The sequence below is a fragment of the Aliikangiella litoralis genome (assembly GCF_052495765.1).
In genome coordinates this window covers 3,758,805-3,778,846 of record NZ_CP199292.1, presented here as the reverse complement: position 1 = coordinate 3,778,846, position 20,042 = coordinate 3,758,805, and the positions used below count along the sequence as shown (strand labels likewise).

Sequence of the window (20,042 nt, the reverse complement as noted above, 5' to 3'; positions counted from 1 at the left end):
ATCTAGAACGAACTGAACTTTTAGAAGGTTTATTGAACATTTCACAGCTAACTTTTGATTCTAAATTATTTTTAAAAGATCTCACGAAGCTTCCCGGAATTTATCAAATGATTAATCAGTCCGGGGAGATTATCTATGTGGGTAAAGCAAAAAATTTGAAAAAACGAGTATCGAGTTATTTTCAAAAGCAAGATCACCCGCCTAAAACCCGAGTCATGGTTTCACAAATTTGTGATATTCAGATTGTAGTGACTGAAAGTGAAAATGAAGCTTTAATATTAGAAAATCAGTTTATAAAAAAATACCGTCCTAGATATAATGTTGTTTTTAGAGATGACAAAAGCTATCCCTATATTTTTCTGTCTAATGAAGAGTATCCAAGACTCAGCATTCATCGTGGTAAACAATCACAGAAGGGGGATTATTTTGGGCCATTTACTGGATCGACTGCGGCGCGCTATAGTATTTCATTGATGCAAAAACTGTTTTTAATTCGCCAATGTGAAAACAGTGTGTTTCGTTATCGTTCTCGACCTTGCTTACAATATCAAATTAAACGATGTAGTGGTTCCTGTGTTAATAAAATAAGTCAACAGGATTATTTAAGTGATGTTCAGCTGGTGCGCTTATTTTATCAAGGTAAAAATGACTCTGTTATAGGAGTCTTAACGAAAAGAATGGAAGAGGCATCGGAGAAACTTGATTTTGAAAAAGCAGCACAAATCAGAGATCAAATTGTACAGTTGAGACGTGTTTTAGAAAAACAATCGGTACAAGGAAGCGATACTGATACTGACATTATTGCTGCTGGCATTCGTGAGAAAACTGCAGGAATTTTTGTACTACATATTCGGAATGGACTTGTTCAAGGTAGTCGCAATTTTTTCCCTAAGGTACCCCTTGATACTAGCGTAGAAGAAGTCATTGAATCTTTTATTGGGCATTTTTATTCTGCAAGCCAAAATGAGGTGCCTGCTGAGATTGTCATCAATTGTAAAATACCCGAAGAGCAGGCTTTAGCCGAGCTAATTGGGCATTTAAGAGATGTTAAAGTGAGATTAGCGCACAAAGTAAAAACAAGTCGGGCTGCTTGGCTAGATATGGCTAATAGAAATCTTCAGGAAATGATTACTGCTAAATTAGCCAGTAAAAATCACACCCAGAAGAGAATGCAATGTCTAATGGATGAATTAGGGTTAGATAAATTACCAATCAGGATGGAGTGTTTTGATATTAGTCATTTTCAAGGCGAACAAACCGTTGCTTCTTGTGTTGTATTTGAACAAGGTCAAGCGAAGAAGTCTGACTATCGACGGTTTAATATTAATCAGGTGAAAGCTGGAGATGACTATGCCGCAATTGAGCAAGCAGTGCGTCGTCGCTTTAGTCGTTTAGTCAAAGAAGAAGCCAAATTGCCTGATTTACTGATTATTGATGGTGGAAAAGGGCAGCTTAATCAAGCTCAAAAAGTCCTTGAAGATCTTGAATTAGAACAGGTGACTTTAATTAGTGTTGCTAAGGGAAGTGATCGCAAAGTCGGTATGGAACAAATCTTTTTTCCTTCAGAAGCTATTGCAAGAAGGCTTGAAGAAGATTCATTAGGTCTTCATTTAATTCAATCTATCCGGGATGAAGCACATCGATTTGCGATCACTGGCCATAGAGGAAAAAGAGATAAAGTAAGAAAGACTTCAATTTTGGAAGGCATTGCTGGAGTTGGGGCAAAGAGGCGACGTGCGATTATTCAACATTTTGGTGGCCTGCAAGAAGTTAAAAGAGCAGGTGTCAGCGACTTAAAGCAGGTTGAAGGCATTAGTCAAAGCTTAGCGCAAACTATTTATGATCATTTACACGAATAAATAATGTCTAAATTTACTTGTGTGCTGATAACCCAAAAGTTTTGTTTTTAAGCTTAAGTGATTTTATACATCCCTATGATGATTGCATAAGTATAAAAATGTATAAAATTTATACGTATTAACAAATTTAAAAAGTTAATTCATAATAATCGTTCATGCGGCTTCTCAAAAATTAGAAATGTATTTGGATATCTATAAGAGATGTTCGAATTAGATGTGATATGCTTACACTCAGTGTTAAAATAAAACAACTCATCTTAGCTATTGAAATACAATGAATATTGCAAATTTACTGACATCTTTTAGAATTCTTTGCATTCCATTGCTAGTTTTTTTCTTTTATTTACCGGTTTCTTGGGGGCAGACAACAGCTGCTTTGATATTTGCTGTTGTAGGGTGGACAGACTGGTTTGATGGTTGGGTTGCACGAAAATTTAATATGCAGTCACCATTAGGTGAGTTTTTAGATCCTGTTGCTGACAAACTGATGGTGGCAGCTTCTTTAGTTTTATTAGTCGAGCAACATGCGACAATCTGGATTGCTGCGCCAGCTTTGGTTATTATTAGTCGTGAAATTACTGTTTCAGCTTTGCGTGAGTGGATGGCTGAATATGGAGAGCGATCAGCTATTAAGGTCGTTTATGTCGCCAAAATAAAGACTTTAATGCAGCTATCAGCAATTTTCTTTCTCCTTTTAGCTGGCAATGAAGCTGAAGTAACCGCTTTATTTGAGCATTCTTGGCTATATATATGGGGTTATATTTTTCTTTATATAGCTGTTGGGCTTACACTTTGGTCAATGTATATCTATTTAAAAGTAACTTGGCCGTTGCTAGCTTCGGCAGAGCTCAAAGATCAACCGAATTCCAACGATAATTGATTATAAAATCAGCGGTTTGCGAGGAAATAAAAAAAGTTTGGATTGTTATTATAATCATGCTTGACAGAACCTAATCTTGCTGTAAAATGCCACTCCACTTGAAGCGGGAATAGCTCAGCTGGTAGAGCACGACCTTGCCAAGGTCGGGGTCGCGAGTTCGAATCTCGTTTCCCGCTCCAAATTTTAAACCTCGGCAACATCTGAATGTATCCGGGGTTTTTTAATACTAAGCTTCAAGTTGTTAATTATGATTGAAACTAAGTATTATTAGATTGGCTGAGTGGCAGAGTGGCCATGCAGCGGACTGCAACTCCGTGTACGCCGGTTCGATTCCGACCTCAGCCTCCACCTTTCTCTAATGAGAAAGTGGAGATGTTAAACAAGTAATAAGCTTGGTTAACTAGCCTCCCATGCCCGGGTGGCGAAATTGGTAGACGCAAGGGACTTAAAATCCCTCGAGAGAAATCTCGTGCCGGTTCGACTCCGGCCCCGGGCACCATTATTATCTTAAGTGTTATTTTTTATTCAATATGAGCCTCATATTGATAAAGCGGGAATAGCTCAGCTGGTAGAGCACGACCTTGCCAAGGTCGGGGTCGCGAGTTCGAATCTCGTTTCCCGCTCCATACCTTTTTAACTTTTATGGTGAGTTGTATAAAGGTAGGTAAACTATAAAAGTACTGCCTTTTCCTGGTTCTGACTCAATATCAATATGCCCTTTATGAAGTTCTATTATTCGTTTGACAATGCTAAGCCCTAATCCTGTTCCTTTATATTCATGATTATTGTGTAGGCGTCTAAATGGAGAAAATATTTGTTGAAAATATAACTTTTCTATACCTATACCATTATCTTTAACTAATATTTTGCACTGTTTCTGATTTTTATCGATTGAGCTGGTAATGTGGATGCTAGGGGAATTTTTATTATATTTAATGCCATTTGATATCAGGTTGTGAAATAAAATAATTAATTGCGACATATTGCCGATAACCGTTGGTAGATTATTTGCTACATCAAGTTTTAGCTGAATATTATCTTCGTTTGTATTTATAATTAAAGTTTCGAGCTTTTTAAAAAGAGCCGATAAATCAATAGGTTCGCTTTTTGTTTCTTCATGGCCTATTAATAAAAACTTTCCTAGGCTATCAACTAAGTCTCGAATAGCTGATGTACTGTTTTCTAGCATAGAGAAACGCTCCAGATCTTTAGAGCTGAGAGTGGTGTGTTCAGATAAATCTCTACGTAATAATGTCGCAATCTGGGGAATGCGGCGAAGATACCCTTTAAAATCATGTGAAAGGCTTGCACAAAATGTTTGCATTTCTTCATTACGTTTTTCTAAGGCCAGTTGTTGCTGTTTGCGTTCAATAGCATGCATGCAGATTCGGTAAAGTAGTGTTGGGCTTAATTCTTCTTTGGGCAGGTAATCTTGAATATCGTGTTGTAGTAAATCTTGCGCTATTTCGATGCTGTTGAGAGATGTGAGAATAATAATTGGTACAGAACTATTGAGTTGCTTGAGCTTTTCGACTGTTTTATCTAAAGGAGAGTCGGGGTACTTGAGGTCGCATAAACAAATATCAAAAGGCTGCTGCTCTAGAGTTTCAATGCCTTGGGCAAGCTTTATTGCATGATAAAGCTTTACCCCTTCTTTAAAGGCTGTCAGCAGGGTATTCTCAATTAACGCAAAATGATCGGCGTTATCTTCAATAACAAGTATCTTAAACATCAAATGCCTTCTTGTTTAGGAGGTAGTTCAGCTGTTAGTATCCAGTAATAGTTTAGTTCTTTAATTTTTCTTGAAAACTCTTCGAATTGGAGTGGTTTGCTGACATAACCACATGCGCCTAAACTATAACAACTCAATATTTCTGGTTCAGTTTTTGAAGTGCTGACCATTACAACTGGTATATGCTTAAGTTTTTCATCTTCCTTGATTATTTTTAATGTGGTTAGACCGTCTTGGCCTGGCATCTTGAGATCGAGAAAGATAATATTAGGATAATCACTGGAGGCCTTATTTTCATAAGGGGGTTCATTCCTTAAATAAGCAATTGCTTTTAATCCATCTGTTACATGATATATTGCATTTTTGATATTAAATTCTCGACATGCGTCTATCATCAGCTCTGCATGATCTAGATTGTCTTCAACTAGCAAAATTGATACAGGTTTTATCTTGTTCATGCGGCATCCTCAATTGGTGAGACAAAAGGGAACTTTAAGTAAAAGCAGCTACCTACCCCAGGTTGTGATTTAAGAGTGACGACACCTTGATGCTTTTCCATAACTGCTTTGACTATAGCTAAACCAACGCCTGTCCCTTCATTTGTTGATAAACGTTCAAAAATACGGAAAATTATATCGTGATATTTAGGATCGATTCCTTGGGCATTATCTTTTATTGCAAGTACTATATATTTTCCATCCTTTTTGCTATTAATATTAATAACTAAAGGACGGTTTGGATCGCGATACTTAATCGAATTATTAAGGAGGTTGATTAAGCATTGTGCAAGTAGTCTTTCATTGGCATAAATGCTGTGCAGTGGTTGAGGTATCTCAATGCTTGCGCCTGATTCATTGATTAAACCTTCAAGAGACTCACACTGTTTATGAATTAATGCTTCTACATCAATAGGTTGCTTTTTTATGGCCTGAAGTACAACGCGTGAAAGTTGTAATAAGTCATCGAGTAATAGTTCCATTTGGTTAACATTACTAATTATTCTTTCGAGATAATGTTGTTGCTTTTGGGTAGATTTATCAGAAAGCTCTCTTGATAGTATTTTTGTAAAACCACCAATTGTGACCAGTGGTGATTTTAAGTCATGGGAGACAGTATAGATAAACTGCTCCATCTCTTTATTTTTTTTGGAAAGTTTTATATTCAAATCTGAAGTTAGCTTTTTCTCTCTTTGCATGTCATCCATAACACTTAAAATGACTTTTTGTGAGTGTAAGAGTTTGTTTTTATGCAGTCTCATTTCATTATTGAGTTTATTGCTGTGCTCTAGTGCTTTTTGCTGTTCTTTAAAGAAAAAGCGTATCGTCATCGCCAGTGTAATTGCTAAAGCAAATAAAACAATTAAACTGTAAGCTAATGTTCTATATAGTATTACTGCTAATTGGTTATCCAGAGCGGTTAGTAGAAGGTTAGATGTTTGTGTTATTTCTGTATAAGAAGGGTTGTCATCATATTTGATAATTGAGTCTATTTCTCTTGCCAACATATTCTGTTCGATTAAATTAGGCAATTGGTCTAGCCGTTTTTTATAAGCATTTAGCATGCTATGAGTTTTCTCCATTTTTAAGTTGCCTAATAGTTTGACTCCTTGTGTCTCGAGTAGGCTGAGTTGTGAGAGTGCTTTTTCATAGTTGAGCAATGCATACTCTCTATACTTTGTCTTCTCTGGCCGTAGTACATAGTTTTTGAGGTTATGAATTAGCCCTACATAGCCTATTTGGCGTTGTAAATTGACAATCGCATTGTAAATTGTAGTTCTTTTTTCTCTTAATTGCTTTTGCTGGGATACATAATTCAGTGTGATTAGTATTTCTAGCGTGATGAAGAACATTAGCAATGCAGATAGAACATAGTTTTTAGTGCTCAAAAATGCTTCTCCTTTGTTCATTCATCTGTTTTTATCGACTAAAAATAGTGTAGAAGTTATTAATTACAACTTGTATATGTTAAATGTCGTATGGAGGCGCTTTATTTTGTTTTATCATTAATTGATTAACCTCCTTTTTCAACTCTATAATCCTTTCTTCTCTATCGAGAGTAATAGAAAACATTGAACGCATTTCTTCTTGTTTTTGATGAAGTTCTTTTACTTTATTTTGACTATTTTTGTAGGCTTCTTCTATACCAGGTAAACTGATCAAGAGCGGCAATTTGGGGACTAATACAATCACAGTTAAAACAGAGGTGAAGGCTGTTAGTGCTTTTATCCAGCCTTGATATTCATAAGCAGGAAACCAAGTAACATAAATAGAGAATAAATGAACTGTTCCGCAGAAAAAAATAAAGGCGATAAACAGAGCAAATATATCAGGGTAAGGAAGAGTTTGTTTACGCTTATAGAGTAGTATTACCATAATAATAGGGATCAAATAGTAAGATAAACCTATTAATAGATCTGATAGAACATGAGTCCATAGAATATCTGGGCGCCATAAATAACAGTGTCCGTGTGGCATAAACGCAGGGTTGCTAAATGATTCGAACCACTCTAACATTGCTCGTTCCCTCTCAAATATATCAATTTCTTGGTGGTGATTAGCGATATCTAAGGGCTAGATAAAAGGTCTCTTATTAACTAGGCCGCTCAGTATTTAGTATGAGTATAGTTGTATAAATCCTATTTTGTTTTTTTATCATTAAATAAAGAATATATTCCTAGAATATAAAAAAACAGGTTTATAAATGAGATAACTTGTTTGACAGAGTATCAATGCGTTTTTTGTTGGTTATACTTATTTGATCAGATATAGCGGGCTTTTGTTTTTGTCAAATAAGCTGAATTTGACACCTTTTTATTTTTTAACAAAAGCCGCTTTAAAAATTAATAATGAACTATAGAAAGCTAAAGTTATTCATGTTGTCGACCTCTAGAGTTACGAGATGAGCGATTTGAGTTATTTTGTCGTCTGTTGTTTGAGCTGGTTGAGCGCTGATTGTTTTTAGGGCGTTCAGAACGAGTGTTGTTATTTGAACGATAGTTATTTTCTCGCGATTGCCTTTCTTGTTTGGTTTGAGTTTTTCTTGAGGGGCGTTGTGTTTCCGAAGAACTACGCGTGTTATGTCTATCTGTTCTTTGTGGTTGAGCTTTTCTATCATTATTGTATTTTCTATTATCGTATTCAGTTCTGCTTTTGGGTTGAGTTTGGTTACGACGGTTCGTTGTTGAACTGTTGCTTTTTTCACGCTTGAGAGTATTATCATAAGAGCGTTTATGATTAGTGCGAGTATTAACTTGTCTCCTATTTTCACGGTTTTGAGTTAACTCTTTTTTATTACCTTCTTTTCTTGTATTAGCTGTTGTGAGCTGGTGACGTATTCGTTCATGCCGAGTGGTTTTGGGGGCCGAACGGTTAGTGGTTGCCCGGTTAGTTCGTGACTTATTTCTTGTATCTGTTTGTCGGCTGTTACCACGGCGCTCTCTAACCGTCGCTCTTTCGGTATGACGAACTCTTCGGGTTTGCTCAATGCTTGGGCGAGAGCTACGGTATTGTTTACGAGTATGCTCAGTTCTATAAGCTACGCCTCTTCTATGAGTTGGGTTGTGATTCCATCGGCGTCCGTGGTAATCACGTAAAATATGTCTACGATGGTGATAGCGGCGAGAGTGGTAATGGTGGCGATCTATTACAATAACATGATGATTATGCCAATGAAATGCACTGTGAAAATAGTTGAAAGATATGTGAACTCTAGGGTGCCAGAAAAAAGGTCTGTGGTGAGTGTAATGATAATTATGATGCCAGCTCCAATGAACAGGAGGGTAATGAGGCCAGTACCAGTCTCCATAAACAACTCTTGTGTCATAGTAGGGGATATATACAACTTCTCGTTTTACTGGTTGAATAACAATATTGTCATCATCTCGACTTATTTCCATGTGTTCCATTTTATCTAGGCTACCAACCTTATCTGCTTTTCTTCGAAGAGTTTGAATACTCGCGAGTAGTCTTTTTTCATCTTGTAAAAATGCATCACCCAGAGTTTGTGTCCATTCTAAATCTTCAGCTAGCTTTTTTAATATTTTAGGAAAAGGAATTAATGCCTTAACACTGGGATCCCACGCTTTATTTTCAACCTTATCTAAGGCTTCTCCTGGCGATAAATGACCATGCTGCTGCTGCCAACGGCTTGCCTGAACAAGCTCTATGGGATAGGTTGAAGCGATTAATATGTGAGTGAGTACGCTATCTGGATATAAAGCTATTGGCGCTAGCATTTGAGCTATTTCTGCATCACTAAAAGATTGTTGATCATCTTCTGCTAAAGACGCTGAAGAAATTATGCCTAAATAAAGGACTATGAAGATAGTTAAAATTCTTTTCATCATGGTTTCACTCAATCATTGTTTTAGATCGTATTGAGTATTAAACACTGAGTAAACTGAACTTAACATGAATAAAGGTACTTTTATTAATTTTTGAATAAAAAGCTGAGTATTTAGGTTATGAAAAAGAGTAGTCTTTTCATACGTCGGTTGTTATTGGAGTTGCATACTTGTTATTTAAGCATTAATAATGATAAATATGTGATCAACTTGAAGTAGTTGGGGAGCAAAAAATGGCTTATTGGTTACTTAAAACAGAACCAGACGAGTTTAGTATTGATGATTTGATGAAGTTAGGCAAAAAGCCTGAGCCTTGGAACGGTATTAGAAATTTTCAAGCTAGAAATATTATGAGAGACAAGGTAAAAGTTGGGGATGAAGCATTTATTTATCATAGTAGTTGTAAAGTTGTAGGCATAGCAGGGACGGCTAAAGTTGTTAAAGCGGCTTATCCGGATCCAGAACAGTTTGATCCAGAAAGTAAGTATTTTGATGTTAAAGCTACTCAAAATGCTCCTCGTTGGTATTGTATTGATGTTTGCTTTACCCAAAAATTTCCTCAAGTCATTGCTTTAAAGATGATAAAAAGCATGTCAGAGTTATCAGAAATGGTATTGGTTAAGCAAGGACGTTTATCGGTACAACCTGTTACGACTAGCGAGTGGAAGCTGATTGGTAGCTTAGCTTCTGTCTGAGCTGTTGATATGGGAGAATAATACCGCATAAATGCCATGTAAGTGAGCATTTTTCTTTTAACGATATTTGCGATCTAATACGAAAAAATCACAGTGGATATTCTCGTATTAGATTTTTTTGTTTTATTTTTGTAGTGTTAATCTATAGCTACCACTGCCACTATATGAAAGCACTTTATAATAATAATAGCCACTCGATGCAGAGTAGTTTATAGACTCTTGTGAATTTGGTGACTCTGAACTAGATACTTGACTCCAACCAGAGCCATTCCACCGATAAAGGAATAAGTCAAAATCAGCATTACTTGGACCTTGAAGGTTGGCTACTAGGTTACCTCCGCTGTATTGAAACCAAGTTCCGTCAGGTTGAATATCTGAGTCGTTACTGCCAGACAGGCTGCCATTATAGGTTTGACCGTTTCCGCTGTCTGAGCCATAAATTGCTGCTGTAGCGGCTAAGTCGCCATTAGAAAGTACTTGGCCATTGCCCATATAGTTTGTATCAACACCACCTTGTTTTGGCCATATGGTTACAGCATTATTAATGCCAAAGGCGGTTGTTCTGTAGTGCATGATTGAATAATAATCATATTTTCCATGACGTTGACCTTCTTGTGTTGACATCATATTAAAGTTATATGCCATACCACTTTGAATTTTATCCCAATAGATGGTGACATAATTATCACGATCGGTGCGAGTTTGTTCGTGAAAAAAGCCAACTGCGTGGCCTATTTCATGTACAGCTGCTCCATTACCGCAACCTTCAGCAAGTGTTACTAATTGCTGGCCACCTTGTCGTCCAATCCAAGAACTACAACCGCCCCCGCCTTGAATTAAAATATAATCTCGTTGATTGGTGCGAGGCACAAGGTTAACATTAGTTTTTGTATTCCAATGATTAATTGCATAATTCATTGCTTGGCGAGCTCTATTCCCTAAGTTTGATGCAAAAGTATAAGGAACAACACCATTTGGCCATTTATAACCTGAACTTGGATAACGTATGGCGGCTGATTTATCATGAAGCTCACCTTGTGGTGCTTCTTGTCCGGTTACCACTTTTAACCCATACATTTTTAGCTCTTCTGTTTTTCCTAAAATCATATCGCCAGAATGAGCATAACCATCGACATCTACAGCTTTAATAACGCTACCTGAGTCGGTGAATACATCAAATAGTTCTCGTCCATGACTGCTATAGCCCCAGATAGAATCATCTTTATTTCTTTTGGTATCAGTTTGTTGAGATGTTAGAGAGTTTTCATTTTTTGAGCTGTCTGGCTGTTGTGCAGATGCTGATATGACTCCTCCACAAAGCAAAGCCGCTATTAGATATTTATATTTCATTCTCGTCTCCAATTATTTTTGTTGATCTTTTTACTTTTACTTAAGTTTGGTGCAGTTCTAATTTTTGTATCTAATAGAAATTTGTCGTTAATTTTTCAGTAGATACAAAATTATTATAAAGTTTATCGATAAATCTAAACAAGAATAGAGTAGTGTTAATAATTACATTGTACAGAATAAAATATGTTATTTTGTGTTTTTTGATGTATTTGCAGTATTATAAAATGTTAAATCTATTTTTTGTTATAAAAAATACTTTTTAGTATTGTCAGGATAACTGTGATTTTGTATTGAAATGAGTAAACTTAATTTTTTATTTTTGCTATCAATGGTATAATTTTTTTCTGAGTAAGTTGCATCTCACTATTTATCCACTGCAAAAATTTAATAATTTTAGGTTGCTTGAAGTGTTCTTCGGTTGTTACGGCATAAACATTATAGTCTTTGAATGCATAGTCGGTAGCGTAGACTAGCTCACCTGAAATGATCATATCAGCGACTAAACTGAGTCTTTGCATTGCTATTCCTTGGCCGCTTCTTGCGGCTTCTGCACCTAAACCACCATCACGAATTAACAATGCTTGATTGGGTTGCTTATCATTGAAGTCATAATACTTAGCAAATTCAGTCGTGATGATTGAGTCTATTCCTTCGTAAGTTGTTTTAATGAGAGGTAGCCGAAAAATATCTTTTTTAGTTAACTGTTTAGATTTAACCAAGCTTGAACTACAGACAAGAACAACTGGATCGACTAAAAGTAACTGGCTTTTGAGTTCTGCATAATTACCTACCCCATAACGAATGGCTAAGTCGTAGGTGCGATTGTCTAGCGATTGTTTCTCTAATGATGTGTCCATGCTAATTGATAAAGCAGGATATTTGGCATTGAGCTTGGGAAGGCGACCAATAAGCCAGTTTGATGCGAGAGAGGGGAAGGTTGTTAAATTTATACGATTAGGTTCGGGATCATGGTTAATTTTATCTAACCCTTGGTCAATATTATTAAATGCAGATTCTATATAAGGTAAGAGTTGTTCACCTTTAGTTGTCAAGGTTACTTTTTGGTGGCCCCGAACAAACAGTGGAAAACCTAGTATAGATTCTAGTTTTCTAATTTGTTGGCTCACAGCCGCTTCAGTAACATAGAGTTTGGTGGCGGCTTGTTTGAAGCTTTCTAATTTAGCTGCCCACAAAAAATGGCGCAAACCATTCAGTGGAATTGTGTTGTAATCGTTCATGCTTTTAACATAAGAAAAACTTAAGTCTTTGTCAATTTTTATCGTTTGTCAGCTCACTAACTTGTCACTAATATTATTGCTGAATTAACCCGTTCTAAATTGAATGAAAATTGACACTTAATGAGGTGAATACAATGAAACTCAGAATAAAATATATTGTTATAGGCTTTATAATATCTGGCTTGGCGAGTATTGTTAATGCAAATAACCACTCAAGTTATAGTTTTAATAAATTAGCCAAAGAGTTATGTGAAAATGCGGCTGATAATCAGGTTTTCCATATTCGTACTAATCTAAGGAATAGTAAGTTAGACTTAAGAAATATTTATGATGAAGTTGAGTGTCAAGGGAGCGATTTACTCAAAGTTGCTGAAGCACATGAGGCTGATGATGTGGTTAGGTATATTAAATTGAAAGTAAAGCGTAATTAAATATTCATAAGATTAAGTTTGCTGTTGCTAAAGCTATTTATTTGTTAGTCGCTTTGGGTAGGCTTAATAGCCTGCCTTTTTTATTTATTAAGATCTATTTATTAGCTGAAGCTTGCTATCATTAGCTTACCAAAACATATCAATTAATTAGAGAGTGTCAGTGGCTTATTATTTAGTAACAGGAGGAACAGGCCTGATTGGTCATCAGTTTATTCAATATTTATTGGATAACCAGATAACTGCACCTGAAAATATTATTGTATTAACTCGCAATAAGAAGAAGGCAAGCAGTCAGTTTGCAGAGTGTCTTATATTTGTAGAGTCTTTTTATGAGATTAGTGACGATATACAGGTCGATTATATTGTGAATCTGGCGGGTGAACCTATTGCTGATAAGCGCTGGAGCACTGAGCAAAAATCTAAACTTTGGCAAAGTAGAGTGTGTTTGACCCAAGAGTTAAGCGATTGGATAAAAACTCGCAAACAAGCACCTTTAGCGATGGTAAGTGGTTCGGCTATTGGGTGGTATGGTAATGGCGGTGCTACTGTTTTAGATGAATATTCGCAACCTCATAAAGAATATACTCATGAGCTATGTAATGCCTGGGAAGAGGCTGCATTGGCTGCTGAAAACGATGGTGTCAGAGTATGTATTATTAGAACGGGCTTAGTGATCAGCAAACAAGGTGGTTTTTTATCACAATTAAAGTTGCCATTTAAGTTTGCAATGGGAACTCAGTTAGGTGATGGAGATCAGTTTATGTCTTGGGTACATCTGTTCGATGTGGTAAAAGTCATTGTTTACTTATTAAATAATAAAGAATTAAATGGGGTTTTTAATTTAACAGCACCCAAGCCTGTTACCAATAGGGAGTTTACACAAACTTTTGCTAAACAGCTTAACCGACCGGCATTTTTTAAAGCACCAGCATGGCTTTTATTTTTTCTTTTAGGTGAAAGAGCTGAACTTTTGGTTAAAGGACAAAAGGTAGTTCCCAAACGTTTAGAGCTATCTGGTTTTAAGTTTCGCTACCAAACACTAAAAGCTGCATTAGTTGATGTACTGAGTAACTAGTCAATAATGTTAAACAGTTTGAGTAAATAAATTAACCTCAGTTCTGGATAAGGAAATTCAAAATAATTAATAGATTGAATCTAAAAAAGCAGAAGAGAGCGGTCACTCTGCATTTTAACGTCGAAGGATATTGCTTGTTGCGTTTTAATATCTGCGCTAACTTTTATAGACTCTTTTTCTTCTTTTTTAGTTGAATAATTCCAACTCTACCGTCATGTCCAGCAGCAATAAAGTGTTGTGCATCGCTGGCCAATGTATAAAAACCTTCTTTTGAATGTTGGCGCCAGGTTCGGCCATTGTTATACGATACTTCTGTGCCTGTTTTACCTGTTAGTAAACAAGTTTTTTGTTGACAACTCATTGCTGTACGTAAGCCATGTTGACCAGAGTTAACGATATCAAACTGTCTGGTTTTATTATTAAATACGGCAATATTATTATATGAAGCGGGACGATCAAGGTAGTCTCCGCCAACTACGAAAATACGATTTAAGCTATTATTAGCTAACGCATAGCCGCCAGATGTTTGGGTTTTATGGTGAATGGGAACGGTAAATCTAGTCCATGTTTTTCCATAATCGGAAGAGTAGTAAGCTGATGCTGAAAAGCCGCCTGTTGTGATCCAGGCTTGGCCATTGGGTTGGGTCACCAGAGTATTTCCACTTGCTGCAAATGCTGCTTCTTTATTTAAGATTGTAGGCAGGTTTGATTTGGGCACACGTTGCCAGCTTTTTCCGCCGTCATTAGTTTTTAATACAACATAAAACCCATCAACGGGATCGCCTAGTAATAGACCATTTTTTTCATCCCAGAAATCGATTGAGTTGAAAAAGCCTTTTTTGTGAGTATTTTTTAATAGTAACTGCCAGTTTTTTCCTGCATTTTGAGTTAAATATAATCGGGATTGATCGCCTGAACCTGCACTCATTATTATGGCTGTATCTTTATTAAAGAGCGCTATATCCCGAATATCACCTTTAAAACCATCTTTGAGCGAGACATCTATCCATGACTTAGCATAGTTCTCGCTAATAAATACTTTACCTTGAGTTCCTGCTACCCAAATTTTGCCATATCCTATACCACTGGCCCTAAAAGAAGGTTTTTCAACAAGCTGGGTGGTAGTCCACTGATCTATAGAGGTTGCTTGCAATGTGGTTGTTATTAATAAAGAAAATAATAGAAAAAGTCGGTGCTGCATATTCTTCACTTTGAGTAAGGGTTTTATTTATAGGTAATAATGAGCGTTATTATACATAGTGTGATACAGGAGTTAAGTTATTTATACTGATTTGCAACTCTTGTTATTGAATTAAGTATTTACTTAAATAAAAATGTTTGAGGTCTTGAAAAAAATAAATTAATAATGAAAGGCTAGCTGTTATCTGATTTTAGATTTCTTAAGTTAGAGATAACAGATGCTAAAGCTTGATCAAACAAGTCGTTTTCTTGCTCTAATACCAGCTTTTGTGAAAGGTAGAGTTCTTTGAGTTCATCAATAAAACATTCTTTTATTTTGATGCCGCTGCGGTCGGTAAAAATAAACTTACCCGAAGAGGCTATTTTGGCTGCTAAACGACATTTTTTTAACTTTTCGTCTACCTGAATTTCAACCCAACTACCGACGGCTAGTCGAGAAAAATCTGGCATTGGTTGTTGAGATGGTTTTGTACTTGGTTGCTTTTTTATTATTGGGTCTTTTATGTCGCTTTTAGTTGTTGTTTTTTTTGTTTTTGAAGTGCTTTCTTCAGCTGCTTTTTTATTTTTTTCAATGAGCTTTTCCGCAGCCTCTTTTTTCTTGGCTTCAGCTTTTTTTGCTTGCAGCGCTTCAAGTTTTTTTAGTTTTTCTTTCTGTGATTCTTCTTCTAGTTGTTTAACCAAATTATCGAGTACGATTTTATGGGCTCGCTCGAAAAGTGGTGCACTTTCTAAAATTTGAATATTCTTATTTTGATACGCTATTGCCAAGGTAGAGGTGTCATGTTCTGCGACCTTATTTCCAATGCCATTAACTAATATGTATTTATCATTAGTTTGTATATAAGAGGCAAGTTTGCACCGAATCTCTTCATCATTCTGCTTAATGATTAACCAGTCGCCAGGTTTTAATAATCGAATACGTTTTTCACTTGCTGCCAAGTCTTTTTGCTGTCTGGTTTTGGGTTTTGTTTTTTCAATAACGGTCGTTTTGTCTGATGGAATATTGTTAAATGAAAAATCAACCCATTGTTCAACTGACATATCGTCTATTGGTATTGATGGTCGTTGCGGTTGTGTGTCGGTATCTTCATGATTGTTTTGATAAGGGTCGCTTGGTTTAAGTCGTAATATTTCTTCCTTTGGGCCTTGTTCAAGCGAGTTTTTTACATCAGCAATAATTTCATTATGCAAATTATCTAATTCTGCAAAAAAAGCATCAACTTCTGCAAATGAATAAGATGTTTTTTCTAATTCTTGTTTGAGCCATGGAATGAGGTCATTTTGTAGTTCAACAAATTTTGCCAGTTCATCAATTTCACTAATTGATTGAATACTAACTAGCAATGCTTTAGCAATGTATAAAGCATTGGTTTGTGGAATTTCACTATCTTTGAGTACTTCCAAAAAAATAACATGCTGCCAGGCTTCTTCGAGCATTTGTCTAATAAATGGGGGAATAGATTGCTTACAAGTAATAATTTTGAGAACTTTATTCGCTTGTTGTTTGGCTGTTTCAGCTTTTGCTTTGCCTTCTTCTGCTTCTCTGATTCGTTTTTCAAATATTTCAGCACGTTTAATGAGCGTATTAGTAAAGTCTTCAAATTGGTTAGCCGCTTTTTTAAATGTTTCAGAGAGACTAGAGGGGGTCTTTGCCGCTGTTTTTAACTGTTCGATGATTTGGGTAATTTGCTGCGATATCAGCTTTGAATTGGTTGTTCCGGGCTCCCATAATAGACCTACTTTAGCAATGCTGTTCAGTAGTCGTTTAGTTGGATGATGGGTTTCAGTGACGACATTAGGATCCTGTACTAATAACATTAAATAAATAGGACTTATTTGATTAATATTTTGTTTTATTGGCTGTTTTAAACTCGTGTCGCTTAATACGTAATTAAATAACTGATCTACTAATTTAAGTAAATTAAGTTGAGATTGTGACAGCGCATATTCTGATTGGTTTAAATAGGGAATTAATCTACTTTCAAGGTTGGTAAGATTTTGTTTCTTATCATTTTTTTTCTGGTTAGGTGCTAAGTTCAAATAATCTTGGATTAATGATAAAAATGCATCATTATTAGTTGTTGTATCTAATTGGGTTTCATCGGTAAGGTATTTTTGCAATAATTTTTTGCTAACTGTAGGTTTTTCATTTTTCAGTATTACTTCGTCATTAGAACTTACTGAATCTTTTGGCATGGCATTTAAGTATCGAATTTTTATTAGTTGGTGGTTAAATCAACGGTTGTTGATATTTTCATCAAAATTGTGATGAGTGCAGCTTAAATAAAGTATCAAAGCGACTCTCAGTAATTATAGTTTGAAAATTGCCATTCAGCTGACTTTTACTAGAATAAAGTCTTCTCTTATTGAGCAGGGTCAAATAGGCTTTATCTTTTGGGCGGGATTACCTGCATAAAGACAATTGGCCTCTACTTCTGATGTGACCACGCTACCAGCACCTACCACAGCGCCTGTTCCAATTGAAATGCCAGGCAAAACAATGGCTCCAGCTCCTAGCCATACATTACAGCCTAAAGTGACATCACTTGCATAACTTGTTTTTTCAAGACGTTCTTTAGGAGAAGAGGGATGATTGATGGTTAATATTTGTACATTAGGGGCTATTAAACAATCGTCACCAATGATTATTTCTCCACCATCTAATAAAGTACAATTGATGTTAATGTATACATTATTACCTAGTTTTATTTTATGTCCGTAATCGCAGTGAAAGCCTGGCTCTATTCGCACATTTTCTCCACAGCTAGAGAAAGTTGACTTTAACTTTTTGAGGTGTCCTTTGCTTGGGCTTCGATTAAAATTTCGGCAAATTTCATGAGTTCGCTGTCGTTGTGCTCTTAATTCTTCTGTTAAGCTATTAAAAATAATCTGTTTTTTCATGAGACTCAATAATATAATTTGCATAATAAAAATGCTCTGAGCCAGCAGTGTAGCGTTTTTTACTGATTACTGACAATCAATAACGTTTGAGCAATATCTTATTAATAGCTTACAGGCGCTAGCAGATTATGCCGTATTATGTGATTATAGGAGCTTGTGTTTTAAGTTTTTTTAATAGGTAAAATTAATAATGCCTTTGTCTTTTTCTCTGTTCTCAAAGTGGCAACAGCAGTTGTTTGCTGCGGCTTTGGTACAAAGGATGTTACCTAATTATGAGTATTTCTCCTTAGCTTGCGATTATGGTGATTCCGAATTACTGAAAAATCAACTTGATTTGATGTGGCAAAAGTTAATCAAGCCACAGTTTCAACTTAATTTAGAAGCACAGCTCAATAAATTAGAGTTGGCAATTCCGTTGGCTGATAATTTTGATGTTTACGCTGTTTATCCCGCATTAGATGCATGTACAGGGTTGATTAGTCTATTGCAAAGTATCGATGAAAAAGAAACACGATGTGGACAGGAGTTAGGCCGCTTATCTTTGGCTACAGTGGTTTCTTATATAGAGATGCAGCTATTGGAAGAGTCCGAAGGAGAATTTGATGAAGGATTAATTACTTCTCACCCTCTTTATCTTTGGGAAAAAGCGCTTCAACAAGAATTATTTGATTTGGTAACTGCAACCTCAGAAAGTCCACAAAATCACAAGAATAAAGAGGCAATAGAGCAGATAAAAACATTAGTTATGCAAGACCGATTATCTAGTTTAGCCATTGAATACTAAAGTTAACCAAATTGACATTAGGTTGTTTATGACGCTTCAGACATAAGCTCATTCGGAAGAGTTGACTTAGCTGAAACATATTGATTTTTGCCTTTACGCTTAGCTTGTAACAATGCTTGATCGGCACGAATAATCAAGGAATTATGGGTATCTTCTATTTGGGTTTCTGTTACACCAAAACTAGCCGTTATTTTGTATGGCTCGTTGGTGTCTGTATGATTGTCTATAGGAATTAGCTCAATATTAGCCCTAAGCTTCTCGGTGATCTGAATGGTTTGCTCTAATGATGATTTAGGACAAATAATTAAAAACTCTTCGCCACCCCAGCGTCCAATAATATCTGTGTTGCGGCAATTAGAATTAAGTGTTTCGGCAACACTCACTAAAACTTTATCGCCTGCCACATGACCCTGTTCATCATTTATCTTTTTAAAATCATCAATATCCAATAAAATAATTGAAAAAGTATCTCCATAACGTCTAAAGCAGTTGAGATGATAGATCAGTGCCTCATCGGTTTTTACTCGGTTATATAAATTAGTTAATTTATCGGTTTGAGATATTTTTTGAAGCTCTGTTGTGTGTTTTCGCAATGTTATATGGCGATAAAGTAAACCGAAGAAAAAAGCACTACCAATTAAAAATACAAAAAGAACCAGCTCATAGTTAGCCCTATGCTCATATTTTACTTTAATCCAGGAATTATTAATTTCAAGCCGTAGCTTTCTATCGATACTATTAATCACTTTATTAATAATAGATTTTAGTTCTGGTTGATCATTGTTGATATTAAATAAAAGTTTTAATGGCTCACTGTATTGGCCATTTATTTTAATACCATGATGATAGTTATTTTGTAAGTAATGGCCAATTGAAGCTAAAGGAGCTGCATAACTAAATAGCTGACCCTGAGCCACCAGACTGATACCTTCTTCAACAGAAGATACTCCAACCCAGTCTATATATGGAAATTTATCAATGAGCGTTTTTGTATAATTCTCTTGATTAATAAAACCCACCTTTTTGCCTTTTAGTTGTTCAATAGAATTAATAAACCGTTTTTCTTCAGTTGTTGCAAATACCAAAGGGGAAGTTAAGTATGCTTGAGTAAGCATATAATCTTTTGAATCTTCAATGTTAAAAGTTTTTGTTGATACCAAGTCACACTGATGTTTTGTATTATTCTGTGTTTGTTGTGTTTCTTTAGTGTAAGGGGTTGGATGAATTGTTAAGCCCGACCGTTCACTTATGATTGTTGCATAATTCGTTGTTATACCGATTAAGCTGCCATTAGTATACGCCTCAAAAGGCATATCATAGTTAGATGTGCACAAAGTAATAGTCGGCGCTTTTTCTATATATTGTTGCTCAGATACAGACAAGCCTAATTCTCGCGCATGCACGGTAATATTGGATAGTAAGCATAAAAATATAGCCAAGAAACGCATTTTTGATGTTTTTAGTTTTTTATTATTTAATCGAACAGTATAAATATTATTTTTATTTGAGTTCTCTTTTCGAGAGGTGCGACAGTTTATAGATAGAGCGATTTTTG

The 20,042-nt window shown here is 35.8% G+C and carries 17 protein-coding genes and 4 tRNA genes; 10 read left to right on the top strand and 11 right to left on the bottom strand.

Features of this window, described 5'->3' with window-relative positions; translation table 11 throughout:
• Window positions 1-107 precede the first annotated feature (107 nt).
• The 6 genes from uvrC (at window position 108) to ACT5E3_RS15570 (ending at window position 3,365) form a co-directional block, all read left to right on the top strand.
• Window positions 108-1,859, top strand: a complete 1,752-nt coding sequence (uvrC, locus tag ACT5E3_RS15595) for an excinuclease ABC subunit UvrC (protein ID WP_444994468.1) — start codon at window positions 108-110, stop codon at window positions 1,857-1,859.
• Window positions 1,860-2,133: 274 nt separating this feature from the next.
• Entirely contained in the window at window positions 2,134-2,739 is a 606-nt protein-coding gene (pgsA, locus tag ACT5E3_RS15590) for a CDP-diacylglycerol--glycerol-3-phosphate 3-phosphatidyltransferase (protein WP_444994467.1), read from the top strand.
• Between the two features lie 103 nt (window positions 2,740-2,842).
• Window positions 2,843-2,918 (top strand) — tRNA-Gly (locus tag ACT5E3_RS15585).
• A 95-nt stretch (window positions 2,919-3,013) separates the two neighbouring features.
• Window positions 3,014-3,087: transfer RNA gene (locus ACT5E3_RS15580), tRNA-Cys, on the top strand.
• A gap of 64 nt (window positions 3,088-3,151) precedes the next feature.
• Window positions 3,152-3,238, top strand: a tRNA-Leu gene (locus ACT5E3_RS15575).
• A 51-nt stretch (window positions 3,239-3,289) separates the two neighbouring features.
• Window positions 3,290-3,365, top strand: a tRNA-Gly gene (locus ACT5E3_RS15570).
• A 14-nt stretch (window positions 3,366-3,379) separates the two neighbouring features.
• Here ACT5E3_RS15570 and ACT5E3_RS15565 read toward each other — a convergent pair.
• The 5 genes from ACT5E3_RS15565 to ACT5E3_RS15545 all read right to left on the bottom strand — a co-directional run bounded on the left by ACT5E3_RS15565 (window position 3,380) and on the right by ACT5E3_RS15545 (window position 8,816).
• On the bottom strand, window positions 3,380-4,471 hold the full coding sequence (locus tag ACT5E3_RS15565) for a hybrid sensor histidine kinase/response regulator (protein ID WP_444994466.1): 1,092 nt from the start codon (window positions 4,469-4,471) through the stop codon (window positions 3,380-3,382).
• Entirely contained in the window at window positions 4,471-4,929 is a 459-nt protein-coding gene (locus ACT5E3_RS15560; RefSeq protein ID WP_444994465.1) for a response regulator, read from the bottom strand. Before ACT5E3_RS15560 ends, ACT5E3_RS15565 begins: the two co-directional genes overlap by 1 nt.
• Window positions 4,926-6,356, bottom strand: a complete 1,431-nt coding sequence (locus ACT5E3_RS15555) for a sensor histidine kinase (protein WP_444994464.1) — start codon at window positions 6,354-6,356, stop codon at window positions 4,926-4,928. The genes ACT5E3_RS15560 and ACT5E3_RS15555 overlap by 4 nt, the downstream gene beginning before the upstream one ends.
• A gap of 79 nt (window positions 6,357-6,435) precedes the next feature.
• Window positions 6,436-6,984 carry a hypothetical protein gene (locus ACT5E3_RS15550; RefSeq protein WP_444994463.1) on the bottom strand — a complete coding sequence of 183 codons (549 nt, stop codon included), beginning with the start codon at window positions 6,982-6,984 and terminating at the stop codon, window positions 6,436-6,438.
• Between the two features lie 353 nt (window positions 6,985-7,337).
• Complete coding sequence (locus ACT5E3_RS15545) at window positions 7,338-8,816, bottom strand: DUF3300 domain-containing protein (protein WP_444994462.1); 1,479 nt, start codon at window positions 8,814-8,816, stop codon at window positions 7,338-7,340.
• Between the two features lie 230 nt (window positions 8,817-9,046).
• Between ACT5E3_RS15545 and ACT5E3_RS15540 the strand changes: the two genes are divergently transcribed.
• Window positions 9,047-9,508, top strand: a complete 462-nt coding sequence (locus tag ACT5E3_RS15540; protein ID WP_444994461.1) for an EVE domain-containing protein — start codon at window positions 9,047-9,049, stop codon at window positions 9,506-9,508.
• Between the two features lie 123 nt (window positions 9,509-9,631).
• Here the strand turns inward: ACT5E3_RS15540 and ACT5E3_RS15535 are convergent, their stop codons facing one another.
• The gene (locus tag ACT5E3_RS15535; RefSeq protein ID WP_444994460.1) at window positions 9,632-10,858 is read right to left on the bottom strand and encodes a M12 family metallopeptidase; all 1,227 of its coding nucleotides are present in this window, start codon (window positions 10,856-10,858) and stop codon (window positions 9,632-9,634) included.
• 305 nt (window positions 10,859-11,163) lie between these two features.
• Window positions 11,164-12,096 (bottom strand): LysR substrate-binding domain-containing protein, encoded by a 933-nt coding sequence (locus ACT5E3_RS15530; protein ID WP_444994459.1) that lies wholly within the window; start codon window positions 12,094-12,096, stop codon window positions 11,164-11,166.
• A gap of 134 nt (window positions 12,097-12,230) precedes the next feature.
• On the opposite strand from ACT5E3_RS15530, the gene ACT5E3_RS15525 reads away from it, so the two are divergent.
• Together ACT5E3_RS15525 and ACT5E3_RS15520 are read left to right on the top strand one after the other, a co-directional pair.
• Complete coding sequence (locus ACT5E3_RS15525) at window positions 12,231-12,527, top strand: DUF3718 domain-containing protein (RefSeq protein ID WP_444994458.1); 297 nt, start codon at window positions 12,231-12,233, stop codon at window positions 12,525-12,527.
• Between the two features lie 160 nt (window positions 12,528-12,687).
• A complete protein-coding gene (locus ACT5E3_RS15520; protein ID WP_444994457.1) occupies window positions 12,688-13,602 on the top strand; it encodes a TIGR01777 family oxidoreductase in 915 nt (304 codons plus the stop codon).
• A gap of 163 nt (window positions 13,603-13,765) precedes the next feature.
• Here ACT5E3_RS15520 and ACT5E3_RS15515 read toward each other — a convergent pair whose 3' ends face one another.
• From ACT5E3_RS15515 to ACT5E3_RS15505, 3 genes are all read right to left on the bottom strand, one after another.
• Window positions 13,766-14,803, bottom strand: coding sequence for a WD40/YVTN/BNR-like repeat-containing protein (locus ACT5E3_RS15515; RefSeq protein ID WP_444994456.1), 1,038 nt, complete (start codon window positions 14,801-14,803; stop codon window positions 13,766-13,768).
• Between the two features lie 173 nt (window positions 14,804-14,976).
• Complete coding sequence (locus ACT5E3_RS15510; RefSeq protein WP_444994455.1) at window positions 14,977-16,998, bottom strand: DUF1631 family protein; 2,022 nt, start codon at window positions 16,996-16,998, stop codon at window positions 14,977-14,979.
• A gap of 180 nt (window positions 16,999-17,178) precedes the next feature.
• A complete protein-coding gene (locus tag ACT5E3_RS15505; protein ID WP_444994454.1) occupies window positions 17,179-17,703 on the bottom strand; it encodes a sugar O-acetyltransferase in 525 nt (174 codons plus the stop codon).
• A 190-nt stretch (window positions 17,704-17,893) separates the two neighbouring features.
• Here ACT5E3_RS15505 and ACT5E3_RS15500 point away from each other — a divergent pair, with 190 nt between their 5' ends.
• Entirely contained in the window at window positions 17,894-18,487 is a 594-nt protein-coding gene (locus ACT5E3_RS15500; RefSeq protein WP_444994453.1) for a DUF416 family protein, read from the top strand.
• A 26-nt stretch (window positions 18,488-18,513) separates the two neighbouring features.
• Here the strand turns inward: ACT5E3_RS15500 and ACT5E3_RS15495 are convergent, their stop codons facing one another.
• On the bottom strand, window positions 18,514-19,926 hold the full coding sequence (locus tag ACT5E3_RS15495; protein WP_444994452.1) for a transporter substrate-binding domain-containing diguanylate cyclase: 1,413 nt from the start codon (window positions 19,924-19,926) through the stop codon (window positions 18,514-18,516).
• Window positions 19,927-20,042: the final 116 nt, after the last annotated feature.